15 protein-coding genes are annotated in these 17,963 nt (G+C 57.1%); 4 read left to right on the forward strand and 11 right to left on the reverse strand.

Annotation, left to right across the window (positions count from 1 at the left end; translation table 11 throughout):
- Positions 1–73 precede the first annotated feature (73 nt).
- The 11 genes from purD to JQR86_RS04640 all read right to left on the reverse strand — a co-directional run bounded on the left by purD (position 74) and on the right by JQR86_RS04640 (position 12,981).
- Entirely contained in the window at positions 74–1,357 is a 1,284-nt protein-coding gene (gene purD / locus JQR86_RS04590) for a phosphoribosylamine--glycine ligase (RefSeq protein ID WP_019364322.1), read from the reverse strand.
- A gap of 123 nt (positions 1,358–1,480) precedes the next feature.
- Positions 1,481–3,088, reverse strand: coding sequence for a bifunctional phosphoribosylaminoimidazolecarboxamide formyltransferase/IMP cyclohydrolase (purH, locus tag JQR86_RS04595; RefSeq protein ID WP_407362193.1), 1,608 nt, complete (start codon positions 3,086–3,088; stop codon positions 1,481–1,483).
- 79 nt (positions 3,089–3,167) lie between these two features.
- On the reverse strand, positions 3,168–3,488 hold the full coding sequence (fis, locus tag JQR86_RS04600) for a DNA-binding transcriptional regulator Fis (RefSeq protein WP_010795429.1): 321 nt from the start codon (positions 3,486–3,488) through the stop codon (positions 3,168–3,170).
- On the reverse strand, positions 3,485–4,480 hold the full coding sequence (gene dusB / locus JQR86_RS04605) for a tRNA dihydrouridine synthase DusB (RefSeq protein WP_122041869.1): 996 nt from the start codon (positions 4,478–4,480) through the stop codon (positions 3,485–3,487). Before dusB ends, fis begins: the two co-directional genes overlap by 4 nt.
- Before the next feature lie 178 nt (positions 4,481–4,658).
- Positions 4,659–5,936, reverse strand: a complete 1,278-nt coding sequence (locus tag JQR86_RS04610) for a DUF3426 domain-containing protein (protein ID WP_313551268.1) — start codon at positions 5,934–5,936, stop codon at positions 4,659–4,661.
- A 105-nt stretch (positions 5,937–6,041) separates the two neighbouring features.
- Positions 6,042–6,917 (reverse strand): 50S ribosomal protein L11 methyltransferase, encoded by an 876-nt coding sequence (prmA, locus tag JQR86_RS04615; RefSeq protein ID WP_150346802.1) that lies wholly within the window; start codon positions 6,915–6,917, stop codon positions 6,042–6,044.
- An 80-nt stretch (positions 6,918–6,997) separates the two neighbouring features.
- Positions 6,998–8,344, reverse strand: coding sequence for an acetyl-CoA carboxylase biotin carboxylase subunit (accC, locus tag JQR86_RS04620; RefSeq protein ID WP_434154415.1), 1,347 nt, complete (start codon positions 8,342–8,344; stop codon positions 6,998–7,000).
- 16 nt (positions 8,345–8,360) lie between these two features.
- A complete protein-coding gene (gene accB, locus JQR86_RS04625; RefSeq protein ID WP_010795424.1) occupies positions 8,361–8,816 on the reverse strand; it encodes an acetyl-CoA carboxylase biotin carboxyl carrier protein in 456 nt (151 codons plus the stop codon).
- Positions 8,817–8,903: 87 nt separating this feature from the next.
- A complete protein-coding gene (gene aroQ, locus JQR86_RS04630; RefSeq protein WP_197870855.1) occupies positions 8,904–9,356 on the reverse strand; it encodes a type II 3-dehydroquinate dehydratase in 453 nt (150 codons plus the stop codon).
- 124 nt (positions 9,357–9,480) lie between these two features.
- Entirely contained in the window at positions 9,481–11,262 is a 1,782-nt protein-coding gene (locus JQR86_RS04635; protein ID WP_407362192.1) for a protein-disulfide reductase DsbD, read from the reverse strand.
- Between the two features lie 90 nt (positions 11,263–11,352).
- Positions 11,353–12,981, reverse strand: a complete 1,629-nt coding sequence (locus JQR86_RS04640; protein WP_407362191.1) for a diguanylate cyclase — start codon at positions 12,979–12,981, stop codon at positions 11,353–11,355.
- A gap of 208 nt (positions 12,982–13,189) precedes the next feature.
- Here JQR86_RS04640 and JQR86_RS04645 point away from each other — a divergent pair, with 208 nt between their 5' ends.
- The 4 genes from JQR86_RS04645 (at position 13,190) to speA (ending at position 17,940) form a co-directional block, all read left to right on the forward strand.
- On the forward strand, positions 13,190–14,245 hold the full coding sequence (locus tag JQR86_RS04645; RefSeq protein WP_074824968.1) for a DUF2333 family protein: 1,056 nt from the start codon (positions 13,190–13,192) through the stop codon (positions 14,243–14,245).
- A 137-nt stretch (positions 14,246–14,382) separates the two neighbouring features.
- Positions 14,383–15,372 (forward strand): aldo/keto reductase, encoded by a 990-nt coding sequence (locus tag JQR86_RS04650; protein ID WP_407362190.1) that lies wholly within the window; start codon positions 14,383–14,385, stop codon positions 15,370–15,372.
- A 188-nt stretch (positions 15,373–15,560) separates the two neighbouring features.
- Complete coding sequence (locus tag JQR86_RS04655; RefSeq protein ID WP_010795418.1) at positions 15,561–15,932, forward strand: translation initiation factor Sui1; 372 nt, start codon at positions 15,561–15,563, stop codon at positions 15,930–15,932.
- 94 nt (positions 15,933–16,026) lie between these two features.
- A complete protein-coding gene (gene speA / locus JQR86_RS04660) occupies positions 16,027–17,940 on the forward strand; it encodes an arginine decarboxylase (RefSeq protein ID WP_010795417.1) in 1,914 nt (637 codons plus the stop codon).
- The last annotated feature ends 23 nt before the right edge of the window (positions 17,941–17,963 follow it).

The following is a 17,963-nucleotide window of genomic DNA, read 5'->3' on the forward strand; positions in this document are numbered from 1 at the left end:
GAATTCAAAGTATAGCGAGCCGACCAGCAGGGATAAATGCTGCCGGACATCTTCGTGACGTCCGGCAGTGGTATTAGCTGCGTTCGCGAGCTATCGCACGATAACCGATATCGTTGCGGTAGAAGCAGCCGTTCCAGTTGATCTGTCTGGCTAGGGCATAGGCATTCTGCTGTGCTTGAGCCACGGAGTCACCTAGTGCCGTGGCGCACAGGACGCGGCCACCACTGGTCACGACCTGATCCTGGGCTAATGCTGTGCCAGCATGAAAGACCTTGCCGTCGGCAGTGACTGCCTGTTCCAGGCCGGAAATGACGTCTCCCTTGGCGTAATCTCCAGGGTAGCCACCTGCTGCCAGTACGACACCCAGGCTGGGTCGAGGATCCCACTGGGCATCAGCCGTATCCAGCTGCTCAGCCAGCGCTGCCTCGACCAGTGCTACCAGACTGGATTGCAGGCGCAGCATGATCGGCTGCGTTTCAGGATCGCCAAAGCGGCAGTTGAACTCGATGACCTTGGGAGCGCCGTTCTTGTCGATCATCAGGCCAGCGTACAGAAAACCGGTATAGACATGGCCTTCAGCAGCCATACCTTGTACGGTGGGATAGATCACTTCCTTCATGATGCGCTGATGGATATCAGCCGTGACCACCGGAGCGGGTGAGTACGCACCCATGCCGCCGGTATTCGGGCCGGTGTCTGCATCGCCTACACGCTTGTGATCCTGACTGGTCGCCATGGGCAGTACATTATGGCCGTCGACCATGACGATAAAGCTGGCCTCTTCGCCCTCCAGGAACTCTTCGATAACAACACGAGCACCCGCATCGCCAAAGGCATTGCCTGACAGCATGTCACGTACGGCAGCCTCAGCTTCTTCAAGCGTCATGGCGACGATTACACCCTTGCCTGCAGCAAGGCCGTCGGCCTTGACTACGATAGGTGCGCCCTTTTCACGCAGGTAGGCAAGGGCAGGCTCGATTTCAGTAAAGTTCTGGTATGCCGCTGTAGGAATCTGGTGGCGGGCCAGGAAATCCTTGGTGAAGGCCTTGGATCCTTCCAGCTGGGCAGCGCCTGCCGTAGGGCCGAAGCACTTCAGGCCACGTGAGCGAAACAGGTCTACGACGCCTTTTACCAGAGGGGCTTCTGGTCCGACGATTGTCAGGGCAACGTTTTTCTCGGCAAAGTCCGCCAGTTGTTCCAGAGCCAGGACATCAATAGCGACGTTTTCACATTTATCTTCGATGGCCGTACCCGCATTACCCGGTGCAACGAATACCTTTTCAACGCGAGGATCCTGTGCCGCCTTCCAGGCCAGCGCGTGTTCTCGTCCGCCGCTGCCAATGATCAATACATTCATGTTCGCTCCTTCTAGGGCTCATGCCGGCCAGGGCATGAGCCCGCAGTGATGCAAGATGTCTGGAGCCTCTCGTCTGCGCAGTGGCAGATCAAGGCTCCGGACAATACGGCAAAGCCGGTTTGATTAGTGACGGAAATGACGCATGCCGGTAAAGACCATGGCCATGCCTGCTTCATCGGCAGCCGCAATGACTTCCGCGTCACGCATCGAGCCGCCGGGTTGAATCACGGCGGTAATGCCGGCCTTGGCAGCATTGTCGATGCCGTCACGGAAGGGGAAGAAGGCATCGGATGCCATGACGGCTCCTTGTACGGCCAGTCCGGCATGTTCGGCCTTGATGGCAGCGATGCGGGCAGAGTTGACGCGGCTCATCTGGCCAGCTCCTACGCCTACGGTCTGACGATGCTTGGCATAAACGATGGCGTTGGACTTCACAAATTTGGCGACTTTCCAGGCGAACAGCAGGTCTTGGATTTCCTGCTCACTGGGCGCGCGCTGAGTAACGATTTTGAGATCGGCCTGAGTGATCATACCGATGTCGCGGCTCTGTACCAGCAGGCCACCGTTTACTCGCTTGAAGTCCCAGCCGCCCACGCGATCGGTGCTCCATTCGCCGCATTCCAGCAGTCGAACATTGGCTTTGGCTGCGATGACCTCGCGAGCGGCAGCTGATACCTTGGGTGCAATGATGACTTCGACGAACTGGCGCTCGACAATCGCCTTAGCCGTTTCGCCATCCAGCTCGCGGTTGAGAGCGATGATGCCGCCAAAGGCAGACTCGCTATCAGTGGCATATGCCAAGTCATAGGCCTTGCGAATGCCGCCATCCTCTTCAGAGGCTACCGCAACGCCACAGGGATTGGCATGTTTGACGATAACGCAGGCTGGAGCATCAAAGCTCTTTACGCACTCCAGGGCTGCATCGGTATCAGCCACGTTATTGAAGGAAAGCTCCTTGCCTTGAAGCTGGGTCGCCGTGGCGACACTGGCTTCCTGGGGTTTGCCTTCCACATAGAAAGCAGCGCTCTGATGCGGGTTTTCACCGTACCGCATCTCTTGCGCCTTGATGAACTGGGTATTGAAGGTACGGGGAAAGCTGCCGCGGCCCTGGGTGGATAATACTTCAGCCGTCTGGTCAATCGTGCCCAGGTAGTTGGCGATCATGCCGTCATAGGCTGATGTATGTTCGAAGGCTTTGAGGGCCAGATCGAAACGCTGTGCGTAGGTCATGCCGCCATGCTTGAGGCTTTCGATGACCTGAGCGTAATCGCCGGCATTGACGACGATAGCAACGTCCTTATGATTTTTCGCGGCTGAGCGAACCATGGTCGGACCGCCAATATCGATATTCTCGATGGCAGTCGGCAGGTCGCAGTCTGGCTTGGCTACAGTTGCCTCAAAGGGGTAGAGGTTAACGGCTACCAGATCAATCGGCTGGATGCCGTGCTGACCCATGACGCCATCATCCGTACCGCGGCGACCCAGGATGCCACCATGAATCTTGGGATGCAGCGTCTTGACGCGACCGTCCATCATTTCTGGAAAGCCGGTGTAATCCGCCACCTCCACTGCCGGGACATTATTGTCGCGCAGCAATTTATAGGTGCCGCCAGTCGAAAGAATCTCGACACCTAATGCTGCAAGCTCTCGGGCAAAATCAACGACGCCAGTCTTGTCGGAGACGCTGATCAGCGCACGGCGAACGGGAAGGCGGGCGGTTTGGTCTGTCATCACAAAGTCCATCGGTCAGGCGAGAGGAAGGGCTGTCCAGAACCGGCCCTTGCTCGACCGGCTCTGGACATCATGAGAATCAGAGCAGATCGTATTGCTTGAGCTTTTTGCGCAGGGTGCCGCGATTCAAGCCGAGCATCTCAGACGCCTTGGTCTGGTTGCCCTTGACGTAATTCATTACGCTTTCCAGCAAGGGGGCTTCGACTTCACACAACACCATGTTGTAGACATCGGTAACCGGCTGGCCGTCCAGGTGAGCGAAATAGTTGCGAAGCGCCTTTTCAACGCTGTCTCGCAGGGTCTGGCCTTCCTGCAGCGGTGCCGTCAGGTGCTGCTTCAGATTGGCATTGTCGCTCACAGGCGTGATTCCAGTCATAGAGTTATCGGTCAACGAAGTCATGCCACTTCCTTCCCATCAGATGGGCACTGCGCGAAAAAGGCGCAAATGCTGGCGTGTTGTGCGTCCATATCTTGGAGACGGTTGAACTGAGCGCGAAAGTCCTGGGCGCCAGGAAGAGCTGAAAGATACCAGCCTACGTGCTTGCGAGCGATCCGTACGCCCATTTCGGGGCCGTAGAAACCATGCAACTCGGACAAATGGCCCAGCAGGATCTGTTCCACTTCGCCAAGGGTCGGTGCCGGCAGATGCTGGCCTGTACGCAGGTAATGATCGATCTCTCGGAAGATCCAGGGTCTCCCTTGCGCCGCACGGCCAATCAACAGGGCATCGGCACCAGTATGGTCCAGCACGTAGCGAGCCTTTTCCGGTGAGTCGATGTCACCGTTGGCAAAAATCGGAATGGAAACCGCCTGCTTGATTTCAGCGATGGTGTCGTATTCCGCTGTCCCGGTATACAGATCGGCCCGAGTCCGTCCGTGCACAGAGAGTGCCGCAATACCGGCCTGCTCTGCAATGCGGGCAATCGTCACGCCATTGCGGTGTTCACGGTCCCAACCTGTACGGATCTTGAGCGTGACGGGCACGTCAACGGCGGCTACGACGGCATCCAGGATATCGGCTACCAGCGCTTCATCTTTCATCAGCGCCGAACCGGCTGCCTTGTTGCAGACCTTTTTAGCCGGGCAACCCATATTGATGTCGATGATCTGTGCACCCAGCTCGACATTGCGCTGTGCCGCTTCAGCCAGCATGGCTGGATCGCCGCCGGCAATCTGCACCGAGCGCGGCTCGGCCTCACCGTCGTGAATCAGGCGTAGCCGTGACTTGCGGCTGTTATACAGACGAACGTCGCTAGTTACCATTTCCGATACGACCAGACCTGCACCAAGCTGACGACACAGCTGGCGGAATGGGCGATCAGTCACCCCGGCCATTGGCGCGAGGATCAGTGGGTTGGGCAATGTATATGGGCCGATGCGTACCATCGACATGAGTTTCCCTGGCCGAAATTACCTTATCCAATAGCAACTGCAGGCGCTTTGGAGGTACGGGTGTACTGGAAAAGGGTCGGCAATGATACCCGCTCGCCGTGTCCGGATAAAGGCTGAATTGAACAAAAACTGAACAGTTCAGCCTGGCCCGGACACCTTTGCCATATTGGAGTGTTTTTTACTCGGGCGAATGAAAGCTGAGGCTGTAATTTACAGCTCGGCTGCCTGGATCAAGAATGTCCAGCGAGATATGGATAGGTGTCTGCGGTGGCATCTCGGTCTGTCCTTTCAATTCGCCGCCCAGGTATTCCCACGGCTTGAACCGACGGCTGGCAATGAGCTGCCCATTCAGGTCGGCAAAGCGCAGTTCCAGAAGCGGGAAGGGCTGTGAGAACGTTGCCCGGTTATACAGGATCGCATCGACCTGTAGCGCGCCTGAAAACTCTGGGTGACTGCGCACAACCAGGTTGCTGCTACGGATCTGTTTTACATCGACCTTGGACGGAACCTTGCAGTCCGCCCACGCGCAGAACTGAACAAACCAAGGACGATACTGGTCTTGACGCGCCAGCTCGTCGAAATGAAAGCCAACGTATTGAGCAAACAGACCAAACAGGGCAACCAGATTCAACAGCACCCAGCCGAGCCGCTTGGCCCACTGCTTCTTCGGCGGTTGCCAGTCGAGCTGCAATGGCTCGTCATGAAGGTCGAGCAACGTGTCGTTACGCAGAGCGGGCTCGGCACGTACAGGCGTGGCTTCCCGGTCAGAGGGCGCCGTGTCACCCACATGAGGTTCGGCCGCTTCGATCGGCTGATCGTGATTGTCCTTCTCGTCAGCCCTCAGGGATGATTCAAGCTCGGGCTCGTCTGCCTCATGCGAGGCATGTAGCCCTAGCGAGGGCTCTTCATGAGCATGATCTTCCTCGATGGTGTCGAGCGTTAAGGTCGGTTCCTGGCGCTGCTCGTTGTCAGATTCTGCACTTTCCTCGCGCAGCAGGGCCTCAGCCCAGCTTTCATCATAAACCGGTGTAGTTTTCGAGGCGGGTTTCTGCTGCCCAAATGTTGGCAGGGGAGGAAGGCGTTGCGCCGACTCCATGGCGTCCAGCTTGGCCAGCTCTTCATCCAGGTCAAGCCCGTCCAGATCCAGGTCATCATGGATCAATAGAGTGTCCGAAGGGTGCTTGGGCACTGCTTCGGCAGCATCTGAAACATGGCTGATAGACTGGGGCTGCGTCGAAGGTGACTGAGCCATAGGGGGCGCAGGCTGAATGACGACGGCTGTCGACTCGATGACGGGCTTGAGCGGTGTCGGCAATCCTTCGAGATGCTGAGTGGCATCGAAGATTTCAAGGCAGGCGCCGCAACGCACGTTGCCTTGGGCAATCGCCAAATGCTCCTGCTTGACTCGAAAGCGAGTACTGCAATGCGGGCATTGAGTGACGTAGGTTTCAGTCATTATGGCGATCTGGTCTGGTCCTGCGGAAAAGCCGACTAGTTTACTCTAACGCTCAAGGCTGAAAAGTGGCTCGTTGAAGCCACTTTTTGCCGCACGTCGTTCATCTTAGCGTTTTATGCCCGTAATTCTGATCCAGCCTTCGCGCTCGGCCGTAGGATCCAGCTCGAAATCGGCACTGTAAGCAGCGCGTACCTCTTCCGCCTGCTCCGCCAGAATGCCGGACAAGGCCAGTCGGCCGCCCGATTTTACCAGGCGGCTCAATTGTGGCGCGAGGCTTACAAGCGGGCCGGCCAGGATATTGGCAACAACGACATCAGCCGGTTCGTCCGGCATATCGGCTGGCAGGTAGACCGGGAAGCGGGCTGGGTCAATGCCGTTTCGATTGGCATTGTCGCGAGAGGCTTCAAGCGCCTGTACGTCAATATCCGTTCCTACGGCACGCGTTGCGCCCAGCAGCAGTGCCGCGATGGCCAGAATGCCCGAGCCGCAGCCAAAATCGATAATCTGATAGCCTTCAAGTGGCTGTCCATCCAGCCATTCGAGGCACAGTGCAGTGGTGGGGTGCGTCCCCGTACCGAAAGCAAGCCCGGGATCCAGATGCAGGTTGACTGCACCCGGCTCGGGCGCTTCATGCCAGCTGGGTACGATCCAGAGGCGCTGACCAAAGCGCATGGGGTGGAAGTTATCCATCCAGCTGCGTTCCCAGTCCTGATCCTCGATATGCTCGATATGAAAATCAGCGTCGGTGCCTGCAATAAGTGTCAGGTGTTTCGCCAGGTCCTGCTCATTGATATCTGACTCGAACAGGGCCAGCAGATGCGTCTTGCTCCAAAGAGGCGTTGTGCCCAGGTCCGGCTCGAAAATGGGCTGGTCTTCTGCATCCATGAATGTCACGGAAACAGCACCCAGGCCGAGCAGGGCGTCTTCATAGGGCTCTGCCTGATCAGGGGTAATGGCGAGTCGGACTTGCAGCCACGGCATGGCGAAACCTTTCAAATACGTAAATGGGTAGTTTAAAAAGCAACGGGCCGCATGTGCGGCCCGGGCTTCAAGCAAGGCTATCAGTGTTTCAAGCCTAGCTTCTTCTCCAGATAATGGATGTTCACACCGCCTTTGCTAAAGGCTTCATCGCGTGTAAGCATGCGATGCAGGTCGGCATTGGTTTTGATGCCATCGACAATCAGTTCATCCAGCGCGTTACGCATGCGGGCCATGGCCTCGTCACGGTCACGTCCCCAGGTGATCAGCTTGGCGATCAGCGAGTCGTAGTTCGGCGGAACCTTGTAACCGCTGTACAGGTGCGAATCGACCCGTACGCCATTGCCGCCCGGCGCGTGGAAGTGCTTGACCAGGCCAGGCGAGGGCATGAAGGTCTTGGGGTCTTCCGCGTTGATCCGGCACTCGATAGCGTGCCCGGTGATCTTGATGTCTTCCTGTTTGATCGACAGCTTGTTGCCAGCGGCGATGCTCAGCATCTCCTTGACGATGTCGACTCCGGTGATCATCTCGGTAACCGGGTGCTCTACCTGAACGCGTGTGTTCATCTCGATGAAGTAGAAACGGCCGTCCTCATAGAGGAACTCGAACGTACCGGCACCACGGTAACCGATCTCAACGCAGGCCTGAACGCAGCGGACAAGTACTTCGGCACGTGCCTTTTCATCGATCTGCGGGGCAGGTGCTTCTTCAATGACTTTCTGGTGACGACGTTGCAGCGAGCAGTCGCGGTCGAACAGGTGAACGGCATTGCCCTGGCCATCGGACAGAACCTGAACTTCCACGTGACGCGGGTTGCCCAGAAACTTTTCCAAATAAACCGTAGAGTTGCCAAACGCAGCGCCTGCTTCGGTCTGAGTCATGCTGATGGACTTGATCAGCTCGGACTCTTCGTAAACAACGCGCATGCCACGGCCACCGCCGCCGCCAGCCGCCTTGATGATGACCGGGTAGCCCACTTCGCGTGCAATACGCAGGCACTCGGCTTCGTCGGTTGGCATTGCGCCATCGGAGCCGGGAACCGTGGGTACGCCTGCCTTTTTCATCGCATCCTTCGCGGAGACCTTGTCGCCCATGAGGCGGATCACGTCTGCAGTCGGACCGACAAAGGTAAAGCCGGAGCGCTCGACCTGCTCGGCAAAGTCGGCATTTTCTGCCAGGAAGCCGTAGCCAGGGTGAATAGCGGTGGCGCCGGTAACTTCAGCTGCGCTGATGATGGCCGGGATGTTCAGGTAAGACTGAGGAGACGGGGCGGGGCCGATGCAGACCGATTCGTCGGCCAGGGACAAGTGCATCAACTCACGATCAGCGGTGGAGTGTACGGCCACCGTCTTGATGCCCAACTCCTTGCAGGCACGAACCACACGCAGGGCAATTTCCCCACGGTTGGCGATCAGGACTTTTTCCAGCATCGCGGACTCCTGTCGATCAGACAATGGTGAACAGCGGCTGGTCAAACTCAACCGGCTGGCCGTTTTCGACCAGGACAGCGCCGATGGTACCGCTGGTTTCGGCTTCGATGTGGTTCATCATTTTCATGGCTTCAACGATGCAGACGATGTCGCCTTTCTTCACGGCCTGGCCCACTTCGGCGAAGGGCGCAGAGGTAGGAGAGGAGGCGCGATAGAAAGTGCCTACCATGGGCGAGCGAACCACATTGCCCGTCAGTTGTTGCGCAGCGGGTGCTTCGGCAGCCGGGGCAGCAACCGGAGCGGGTGCAGCAGCCGGGGCAGCGACGGGCGGAGCAGCGTAGACAGCAGTCTGTACAGCACGCTGGCTCTGACGGCTGATGCGAACGGATTCTTCGCCTTCACGGATCTCCAGTTCGTCGATTCCGGATTCTTCCAGCAGTTCGATCAGCTTCTTGACTTTACGAATGTCCATTAACGTTGGCACTCCCCTAAGGTCTGTTACGTTTAAGTTTTTGTCGGGCACATCGAGGTGTCGATTCAATGCCCGGTTATGCAGCGGCTAGGCGTTCTGTGCCTTGCCTGTCATTTCGATTGCAGCGTCAAGCGCCATGCGATAACCGCTGGCACCGAGACCGCAGATCACCCCTACGGCAACGTCTGAAAAGTAGGAGTGATGACGAAAGGGTTCTCGCTTGTGCACGTTTGAAAGATGCACCTCGATGAATGGGATGCTCACAGCCAGCAATGCGTCACGTAGCGCAACGCTGGTGTGAGTGAAGGCAGCAGGATTGATCAAAATAAAATCCACGCCTTCATGACGAGCGGCATGGATTCGTTCGATCAATTGGTGCTCGGCATTGCTCTGGAAATAGTCCAGTGTATGTCCGGCCGCTTCCGCGCGACGCTTGAGATCCTGGTTGATTTCATCCAGCGTGACCGCGCCGTAGACGCCCGGCTCGCGGGTGCCCAGCAGATTCAGGTTAGGTCCATGCAGGACCAGCAGCGTAGCCATGACGACATCCCTCAACAGGCAAAGCGATGGCCGCGGACTATGCCGCATTGCTCGCTGACTGTCCAGTCGCCCGATGTTTGCTGTAAATGCCAGCACGTTGGGCGAAATTTTATCTAATTGGGGGTTATAAGGTTTCTTGAGCGCGTTCGAGGTGTTTGGCAAACGCATCCGCGCCGATTTCACCAATGATCCTCAGGTCTTGGGCTTCCTGTCCCTTGCGATCAAAAAACTGGACCGCGGGCGGGCCAAAGAGGTGATAACGATCCAGAAGCGCACGCTGTTGTGCGTTGCTGGCCGTAATATCGAAGCGTATCAGACGAAAGGCAGTCAGTTGGGCCATGATGGCAGGATCGTTGAACACTTCACGCTCGATTACCTTGCAGCTGATGCACCAGTCGGCATACCAGTCGAGTAGAAGGGGTTGCCCTACATCCTTTGCGGCCTTCAAGGCGGCATCCAGTTCGGCGGGCGTACTGACCGTCTGCCAATTCGAGGCGCTGGCACTGCTAGACAGGGTGGCGGGAGATGAGGTCACTGTAAGCGGGCGAAGCGGATCTGAGCGGCCTTGCAGCGCACCAATCCATGCCGCTACGGCATAGACCAGCAAGGCCAGTCCCAGAAGCTGAGCCAGCTTTTGACGGGGAGTCTTGGGTGTCAACTCTAAGGCTCCAAGGAACAGCCCGGTTCCGCCGGCCAGCAAGCCCCATAGGGCCAATGCCACAGGGCCGGGCAGCAGGCGTTCCAGCATCCAGACGGCTACTCCAAGGAGCAGAACGCCAAAGGCGTTTCGTACACCCACCATCCAGGCACCGGATTTGGGTAGGAGAGCTCCACCGCCTGTAGCGAAGAGAATAAGTGGAGTACCCATCCCCAAGCCCAGAGCAAACAGCTTGAGTCCACCGCCTAACGCATCACCACTGCTGCTGATGTAGAGCAATGCACCCGCCAGTGGCGCCGAGACACACGGCGATACCAACAGGCTGGAAAGAATGCCCAGCGTGGCTGCACCTAGTACGGAGCCGCCCTTCGCGCCACTGGCCAGGCGGTCGACTGGGTTTCGGATAAAGGCGGGCAGGCGAAGCTCGAACAGTCCAAACATGGCCAGTGCAAAGGCTACGAAGAATGCAGCAAAGGGAACGAGCACCCAGGCCGATTGCAGACGCGCCTGCAGATTGAGGCTTGCGCCAAAAAGCCCCATCAGCGAGCCCAGGAGCGCAAAGCACCCTGCCATGTGCACGACATACACCAGAGAAAGAAATAACCCGCGGCCTGCTGTATGAGAGCTTCTGTCCCGACCGTGAAGCAGGACTGAAGACATGATAGGCAGCATGGGCAGTACGCAAGGGGTAAAGGTCAACCCCAGGCCTGCCAGGAAAAACAGGAGCATGTCACGCCAGTGCCATGCGGTTTCGACTGTCGTTGAAGAGGGCACGGTAGCGGGTAAGGCAGAGGCATCACCCAATGCGATCTGCTTGGTTTCCGGTGGATAGCACAGACCTTTGTCAGCGCAGCCCTGGTAGGTAATGGACAATTGTCCGGATACGCCTGCCTGCGCCAGCGGGACCTCGATATCCACTACATGATGATAAACCTGTACATCACCGAACCACTCATCATGCTTGGGTTCTCCAGCCGGCAAGGCAATATCCTGTGTCAGGCCTTCAGGTTGCGTGCTGAATTGAAAGCGATGCCGATACAGGTAATAGCCGTCCGCAATAATGAAACGCAGCACCTGTTTATCAGGAGTGGATTCGAGCTGCTCCAGCCGGAACGCCTGGTCAACAGGTAGAAAGTCGCTGGCGTTACTTGAAGCGCCAAGAGTCGATGCAGGACGGTTACCGTCAAACAGGCCGGCAGAGACGGGCAGGGCGATAATCAGCAAAAGCAGAAATAACAGGCGGCGCATGACACTCTCGGCAGGTGAAACTCCCATCCATGATACCGAAAGCGTTCGCCGCTAGCCCTCAGGAATTGTCTCCATATGCGTGATGGATTGTCAGGCTGACGGCTGGGGCTGATAGATTTCCACGCAGTTACGCCCACCGCGCTTGGCCTGATAAAGCGCCTCATCAGCCTGCCTGGCTAGGCTCTTGATGTCCTGGTCGGGCTGCAACTGTGCAATCCCTGCGCTGAACGTGCAGAAGAGGCTTTCCTGCTGGGCTGGATAGCAAATTTCTGAAAACCGTTTGCGGATTTCATCGATCAGTCGCAGGGCATTCTGGCTATCGGTGTCCTGCAGCACCACGGCGAATTCCTCGCCACCGTAACGGCCGATATGATCGGTCTTGCGCAGGCGCTGTTTCAGAAACAGGGCCAGGCTCTTGATGACGCGATCCCCCATAGGATGGCCATATTGATCGTTCACTTTTTTGAAGTGATCGATATCGAGCATGACAAACGACAGGCTTTTGCTGCGTCGGCGAGCCAGAAAACTCGCGTCCTCCAGGAGCTGCAAAATGTGGGTATGGTTATACAGGCCCGTCAGACTGTCCTGAACGATGCGCGCTTTGAGGTTACGTGCCCTGGCGGCGCGTGTACGCACGGTGGCGATCAAGTGGCGGGGTTTGATCGGCTTGGTCAAAAAATCATCGCCGCCTTCGCTCATGGCATCCAGCTGCTTGTCCAGATCACCTTCAGCCGAAAGGTAGATAATCGGGACGCTTACATAGCGCTCATGCTGACGGATGACCTTGGCCAGCTCCGTCCCCATGCATTCCGGCATATACATGTCCAGAATGATCAGGTCCGGGTTGAACTCGGCAAGATGCGGCATCACGGCAGTCGGGTTGAGCAGGGTGCGCGTCACAATACCAGCGCTATTCAGGGACATTTCCGTGTGCATCGCCTGAGCGCGCGAGTCGTCGACGATCAGGGCGCGGATCGGATCGTAGTAGGCAACGCGGGTCAGTGTTTCGACCTTTTCAAGCAGGTGCGAAGCATCCAGGGTGCCGGTATAGAACTCATGACCACCTGCGCGTACGGCCGCCAGACGCATGGCGGTATCGGCTTCCTCATGGCTGAAGAACAGTACTGGCAGTTTGATAGTCAGGTTTGCCTGGATTTCGGTTGTTAACTGAAGACCTGCGCCCGGGCCGTTGAAATCGACTTCCATGATGAGCACTGCCGGGTGGCGCTCGGAAATAGCCTGGCGGAATGTGACTGCGTCTTCGAAGATATGAATCGTGACGCCAAAGTACTCCATTTGCAGGGCCAGGCGCTCAGAGCGCTCCCGATCCTGCAGGGCAATATAAATAGGCTTGCGCAACGGGGGCAGGTTGGTGCTTTCCAGCTGATCGCCATGGCGTAAGCCAGTGCGAGACAAGCTTTGCATGAGCTGGCTCAGTTCTGAAATCGTTGTACTGGTCAGGCGTCCCCGGTTGGCCTCGACGGCCAAAAGACAGCCAGCAATCCGTTCTGCCAGCTGGCTGTGCTCCTGCTGATCGAATCGCTGGGCATAGCGCAGGAGGCGATTGTTGGCCTCAGTCAGCTCTTCCAGGCTTGCCGTACTCCACTCCACACGATGCAGGCGTTGCCAGATTTCCAGAACATGTCTGGCCTGGGTGATGACCCTTTGGGCAAAATGGTTCTTGATACGGTCCAGTGAAGGATCGTCATGCTCGCTCATGGTAGTCCGGCTCGTCCTGAGTAAAGATCGGTGGCGATAGGCCATCACTAAAGCCTACCAGCATCGCCTTGCTAGGTCATCGGCTCAGGATCGAGCAACATTAGGACCAAGAGCTGAACGGCTTATGTACACTACCGAGCGTACTTAATCGGCAACCCCTTGTCATAGACGTGGTCGAACGCTGGAGTCGACTATAAGGAATAACATCATGCTGGACTGGAAGAATCGTACAAGCAGTTGGAGGCGGCGGACAGACGGCGCTTCGGCTGTTGGCGGCCGCCCCTGGCTGCGCGCCGTGGCTATCATCATCGGCCTTTATCTGCTCGTGATGTTTATCCTGGGTTGGTACTGGAGCCGCGAGCCGGACCGCTTTCCTGTCCAGCAGCATGCCCAGGAAGCGGCGGCTGCCGCTCAACGCAAACTGGCCCTGGGTTATACCACGGTAGAGACACTCAAGATGGTGGCGGGCACTTTGCTCGACAAGCCAGGCGGCTATCTGTCCAACGATGTTGCGCCTCCTGGTCTCTGGCTCGACAACATGCCTTCCTGGGAGTACGGCGTCCTGGTGCAGGTACGTGATCTTTCCCGTGCGCTGCGCAAGGACTTTGCCCGCTCTCAGTCTCAGTCAACGGAAGATGTTGATTTGGCCAAGGCCGAGCCACACTTCAACTTTGACAACCGTAGCTGGGCGATGCCGTCTTCGGAGTCTGAATATCGTGCGGGTATTCGCTCCCTTGACCTTTACTTGGCGCGTCTGGGTGGGCAGGAGCAGCAGCGTGCGCTCTTTTACGCGCGTGCCGATAACCTGCGTAACTGGCTGGGCGACGTAGAGACTCGCCTGGGGTCCCTGTCACAACGGCTCTCCGCCAGTGTGGGCCGTTCTCGTCTGGATGCTGACATCAATCCCAATCAGGATCTGCTCCCCGGACAGGTGCCTGAAGTTCACGAGCGTATCGTCAAGACGCCCTGGCTTCAGATAGATAACGTTTTCTACGAGGCACGCGGGCAGGCCTGGGCGCTATCTCATATCCTGCGCGCCATCGAAGTAGATTTTGCCGATGTGCTGGCCAAGAAGAACGCAACGGTAAACGTGCGCGAAATCATTCGTGAGCTGGAGGCCGCTCAGCAGCCGGTCTGGAGCCCGATGATTCTCAATGGCAGTGGTTTCGGTATTCTGGCTAACCATTCCCTGGTGATTGCCAATTACATCTCCCGCGCCAATGCGGCAATTATCGACTTGCGCCAGCTGATGGAGCAGGGTTGATACCTCGCCTGGCTGCAGTGTTGCGCTGCAGCCAGGCAACTTTCATTGAACGGCCTGTTCAATACCTCTCCATACACATGTCTTGCGCTTATCAGGCGTTATCAGCCTATCCACCCCTGAGCCATACAGGAGGTCTCATGTCAGTTGAAACATTGACTATTCAAGGTATATCCCGTCCCGTCAGCCGCATCGCCCTGGGTACCTGGGCGATTGGCGGCTGGATGTGGGGCGGTAGTGATGAATCCAAGGCCATCGCCACGATCCGCAGTGCAGTAGAGCGTGGTATCAATCTGATTGATACTGCGCCCGTCTATGGTTTCGGCAATTCCGAAGAGATCGTGGGCAAGGCGCTGGAAGGAATACGCGATAAAGCAGTGATTGCTACCAAGGTTGCACTGGACTGGAATGATGACGGCCCATTCCGTAACGCTACTCCGGCCCGTATCCGTCAGGAAATCGAAGATTCCCTGCGTCGCCTCAAGACCGATCACATCGACCTTTACCAGGTACATTGGCCAGACCCCTTGACGCCCATTGACGAGACTGCCCGCGAGTTGGAAAAGCTGCGCCAGGAAGGAAAAGTGCTGGCCCTGGGCGTCAGCAACTTCTCGCCTGAGCAGATGGATGCCTTTCGTGATGTAGCCCCTCTGGGAGCGGTACAGCCTCCCTATAACCTGTTCGAGCGCGATATCGAAAAGGACGTACTGCCTTATGCCAAGGATCACGGGCTGGCGGTGTTGGCTTACGGGGCACTGTGCCGCGGCCTGCTGGCCGGTAAAATGTCACCCTCGACACGGTTTGATGGGGACGATTTGCGCAAGGTCGATCCAAAGTTTCAGTCACCGCGTTTTGAGCAGTACCTTGCAGCAGTGGCCGCACTGGAGGATTACGCCCGTGCTCGCCATGACAAGACGGTCCTGGCGCTGGCTATCCGCTGGATTCTTGATAAGGGCCCAACTATTGCGCTGTGGGGCGCACGAAAGCCCGAGCAGATCGAGGGAGTAGACGAGGCATTCGGCTGGTCCCTGAGCCAGGAGGAGCTAGACGAAATCGATAAAATTCTGACCCGACATGTGACTGATCCGGTAGGGCCGGAATTCATGGCGCCACCGACACGAAAAGGGTAATGAGCCCAGCAGCAGGTTTTCTGTGAGCCTGTCATGAAAATATCCAGCATTGACGCAAATTTGTACTTAGCATTTGCGTTCAATGCTGGTAAATTGCGCGACCTTTTGATGCGCAGCCCCTGCCAGAGTGGGGCGCTCTTGGTTGGTTCTCCAGCCTGTCGCTATCCTGACCCTGTGAGGAATGCCCGGTGGTCAAGAAAGCCTCTTCCTTTGCCGGTCTCGGCGGCCTGGTGTATTCCACCGATAGTGGTCGTCATTGCCCGGCTTGTAACAAACCTCTCGCTGACTGCCTCTGTAAGCAGGCCCCCGTGCAGGCTGGAGACGGTATTGCACGTGTTCGCCGCGAAACCAAAGGTCGTGGCGGCAAGACCGTGACCACGGTCAGTGGTGTGCCTGTGACGGCCGATGAATTGAAAGAATTGGCGAGCACACTGAAGCGGCGGTGCGGTACTGGTGGTGCGTTGAAGGATGGCGTCATCGAGATTCAGGGCGATCATGTCGACCTGCTGATTGACGAGCTGACCAAACGCGGTTTCAAAGCCAAGAAGTCCGGCGGTTAAACGAACGGTTCCACGTTCAGGCCATATCTATCCAAACTTACCGCAGCGATCTGCGGTCAACACCTTATTACCTTTCAACAGGAGAATCTGGCGGATGTCCCCACGACGTACGCGCAAAGATGACGGCAGCCAATGGACCGTAGCCGATAGCCGTAGTGTGTACGGCATTCGCCACTGGGGCGCTGGCTACTTCGCTATCAATGACATCGGCAATGTCGAAGTCCGTCCTCATGGTCCCGATGGAGAGCCCATCGACCTTCATCTACTGGTGGGGCAACTGTGCGAGGCGGGTCTTTCGCTGCCTCTATTGGTGCGCTTCCCTGACATTCTGCAAGGTCGCGTGCGGGCACTGACCGGTGCGTTCGATGCCAATATCGAGCGAATGGAATATGGTGGTCAGTACACGGCCCTGTATCCGATCAAGGTCAATCAGCAGGAAGCGGTCGTCGAGAACATTATTGCCACGCGTAATGTGTCGATCGGGCTCGAGGCTGGCTCCAAACCTGAGCTGATGGCTGTGCTGGCGCTGGCGCCCAAGGGGGGCACCATCGTTTGCAACGGTTACAAGGATCGCGAATTCATACGCCTGGCCTTGATGGGGCTCAAGCTTGGTCACAACGTCTTCATCGTGATCGAGAAGGAGTCCGAAGTCCCGCTGGTGATTGAAGAGGCGGCCGATCTCAAGGTGACTCCGCAGGTAGGTCTCCGCGTTCGCCTGTCATCGCTGGCTTCCAGCAAATGGGCCGATACCGGGGGCGAAAAGTCCAAGTTTGGCCTGTCGGCGGCACAGCTGCTGTCCGTGATCGAGCGTTTCCGCAAGGCAGGACTCGAGCAGGGGGTTCGCCTGCTACATTTCCATATGGGTTCGCAGATTGCCAATCTGGCTGACTATCGTCAGGGTTTCCGTGAGGCCATTCGGTATTACGCCGAACTGCGCGCGCTTGGATTGCCGGTCGATCATGTCGATGTGGGCGGTGGCCTGGGTGTGGACTACGATGGTACGCACTCGCGTAACGCCAGTTCCATCAATTACGACATGGATGACTATGCCGCGACGGTCGTAGGGATGCTCAAGGAGTTCTGCGATCGTCAGGGCCTTCCACATCCAAACATCTTCTCGGAAAGTGGCCGTGCCATGACTGCGCACCATGCCGTGCTGGTCATGCAGGTAACCGATGTCGAGCGCAACAACGACGCCATGCCTGATATCGAGAATTTCTCCGACAAGCCTGAAGTCGTGCAGTGGCTGGTTGAGCTGCTGGGTGATACCGATCCGGAAATGGTGACCGAGACCTATTGGCGTGCAACCCAGTACGTGAGCGAAGCCTCTGCGCAGTATGCGTCAGGTCGCCTGAGCCTGAGTGACAAGGCGCTTGCAGAGCAATGCTACTTTGCGATCTGCCGTCGACTCTACAATCAGCTCAAGGCACGCCAGCGTTCGCATCGCCAGGTGCTGGACGAGCTGAACGACAAGCTGGCCGACAAGTACATCTGTAACTTCTCGGTTTTCCAGAGCTTGCCGGATACCTGGGCGATAGGGCAGATCCTGCCTATCGTACCGCTGACGCGTCTGGATGAAGAGCCGATGCGCCGCGCGGTGTTACAGGATCTGACCTGTGACTCGGACGGCAAAATCAACCATTACGTAGATGAGCAGAGTATCGAGACCAGTTTGCCGGTTCACGATGTGCGTCCGAATGAAGATTACATGTTGGGTGTATTCCTGGTAGGTGCCTATCAGGAAATCCTGGGCGATATGCATAACCTGTTTGGCGATACGGACTCGGTCAACGTCTATCAGGATGCGGATGGCACTGTGCGTCATGGTGGCATCGAGACTCATGACACCATTGAAGACATGCTTCGCTATGTGCACCTCTCGCCAGAGGAGCTGATGACCTACTACCGCGACAAGGTAGCCGGAGCAAAGCTGACTGCACGCGAGCGTACGCAGTATCTGGATGCCTTGCGTCTGGGATTGACCCGCTCGTCCTATCTCGCAGGTTGATCAAAAAAAGGCCCTGGTTATTA

Origin of the sequence: Pseudomonas sp. JZ134 (assembly GCF_051027695.1) — a bacterium.
Taxonomy (GTDB): Bacteria; Pseudomonadota; Gammaproteobacteria; order Pseudomonadales; family Pseudomonadaceae; genus Chryseomonas; species Chryseomonas luteola.

Bases quoted from the DNA above. Each gene is read 5' to 3' on its own strand.
- fis (WP_010795429.1), bottom strand. From the start codon at position 3,488: ATGACTTCGTTGACCGATAACTCTATGACTGGAATCACGCCTGTGAGC.
- JQR86_RS04645 (WP_074824968.1), top strand. From the start codon at position 13,190: ATGCTGGACTGGAAGAATCGTACAAGCAGTTGGAGGCGGCGGACAGAC.
- JQR86_RS04650 (WP_407362190.1), top strand. From the start codon at position 14,383: ATGTCAGTTGAAACATTGACTATTCAAGGTATATCCCGTCCCGTCAGC.
- dusB (WP_122041869.1), bottom strand. From the start codon at position 4,480: ATGTCGATGGTACGCATCGGCCCATATACATTGCCCAACCCACTGATC.
- accB (WP_010795424.1), bottom strand. From the start codon at position 8,816: ATGGACATTCGTAAAGTCAAGAAGCTGATCGAACTGCTGGAAGAATCC.
- JQR86_RS04640 (WP_407362191.1), bottom strand. From the start codon at position 12,981: ATGAGCGAGCATGACGATCCTTCACTGGACCGTATCAAGAACCATTTT.
- aroQ (WP_197870855.1), bottom strand. From the start codon at position 9,356: ATGGCTACGCTGCTGGTCCTGCATGGACCTAACCTGAATCTGCTGGGC.
- prmA (WP_150346802.1), bottom strand. From the start codon at position 6,917: ATGCCGTGGCTGCAAGTCCGACTCGCCATTACCCCTGATCAGGCAGAG.
- purD (WP_019364322.1), bottom strand. From the start codon at position 1,357: ATGAATGTATTGATCATTGGCAGCGGCGGACGAGAACACGCGCTGGCC.
- speA (WP_010795417.1), top strand. From the start codon at position 16,027: ATGTCCCCACGACGTACGCGCAAAGATGACGGCAGCCAATGGACCGTA.
- accC (WP_434154415.1), bottom strand. From the start codon at position 8,344: ATGCTGGAAAAAGTCCTGATCGCCAACCGTGGGGAAATTGCCCTGCGT.
- JQR86_RS04610 (WP_313551268.1), bottom strand. From the start codon at position 5,936: ATGACTGAAACCTACGTCACTCAATGCCCGCATTGCAGTACTCGCTTT.
- JQR86_RS04635 (WP_407362192.1), bottom strand. From the start codon at position 11,262: ATGCGCCGCCTGTTATTTCTGCTTTTGCTGATTATCGCCCTGCCCGTC.
- purH (WP_407362193.1), bottom strand. From the start codon at position 3,088: ATGACAGACCAAACCGCCCGCCTTCCCGTTCGCCGTGCGCTGATCAGC.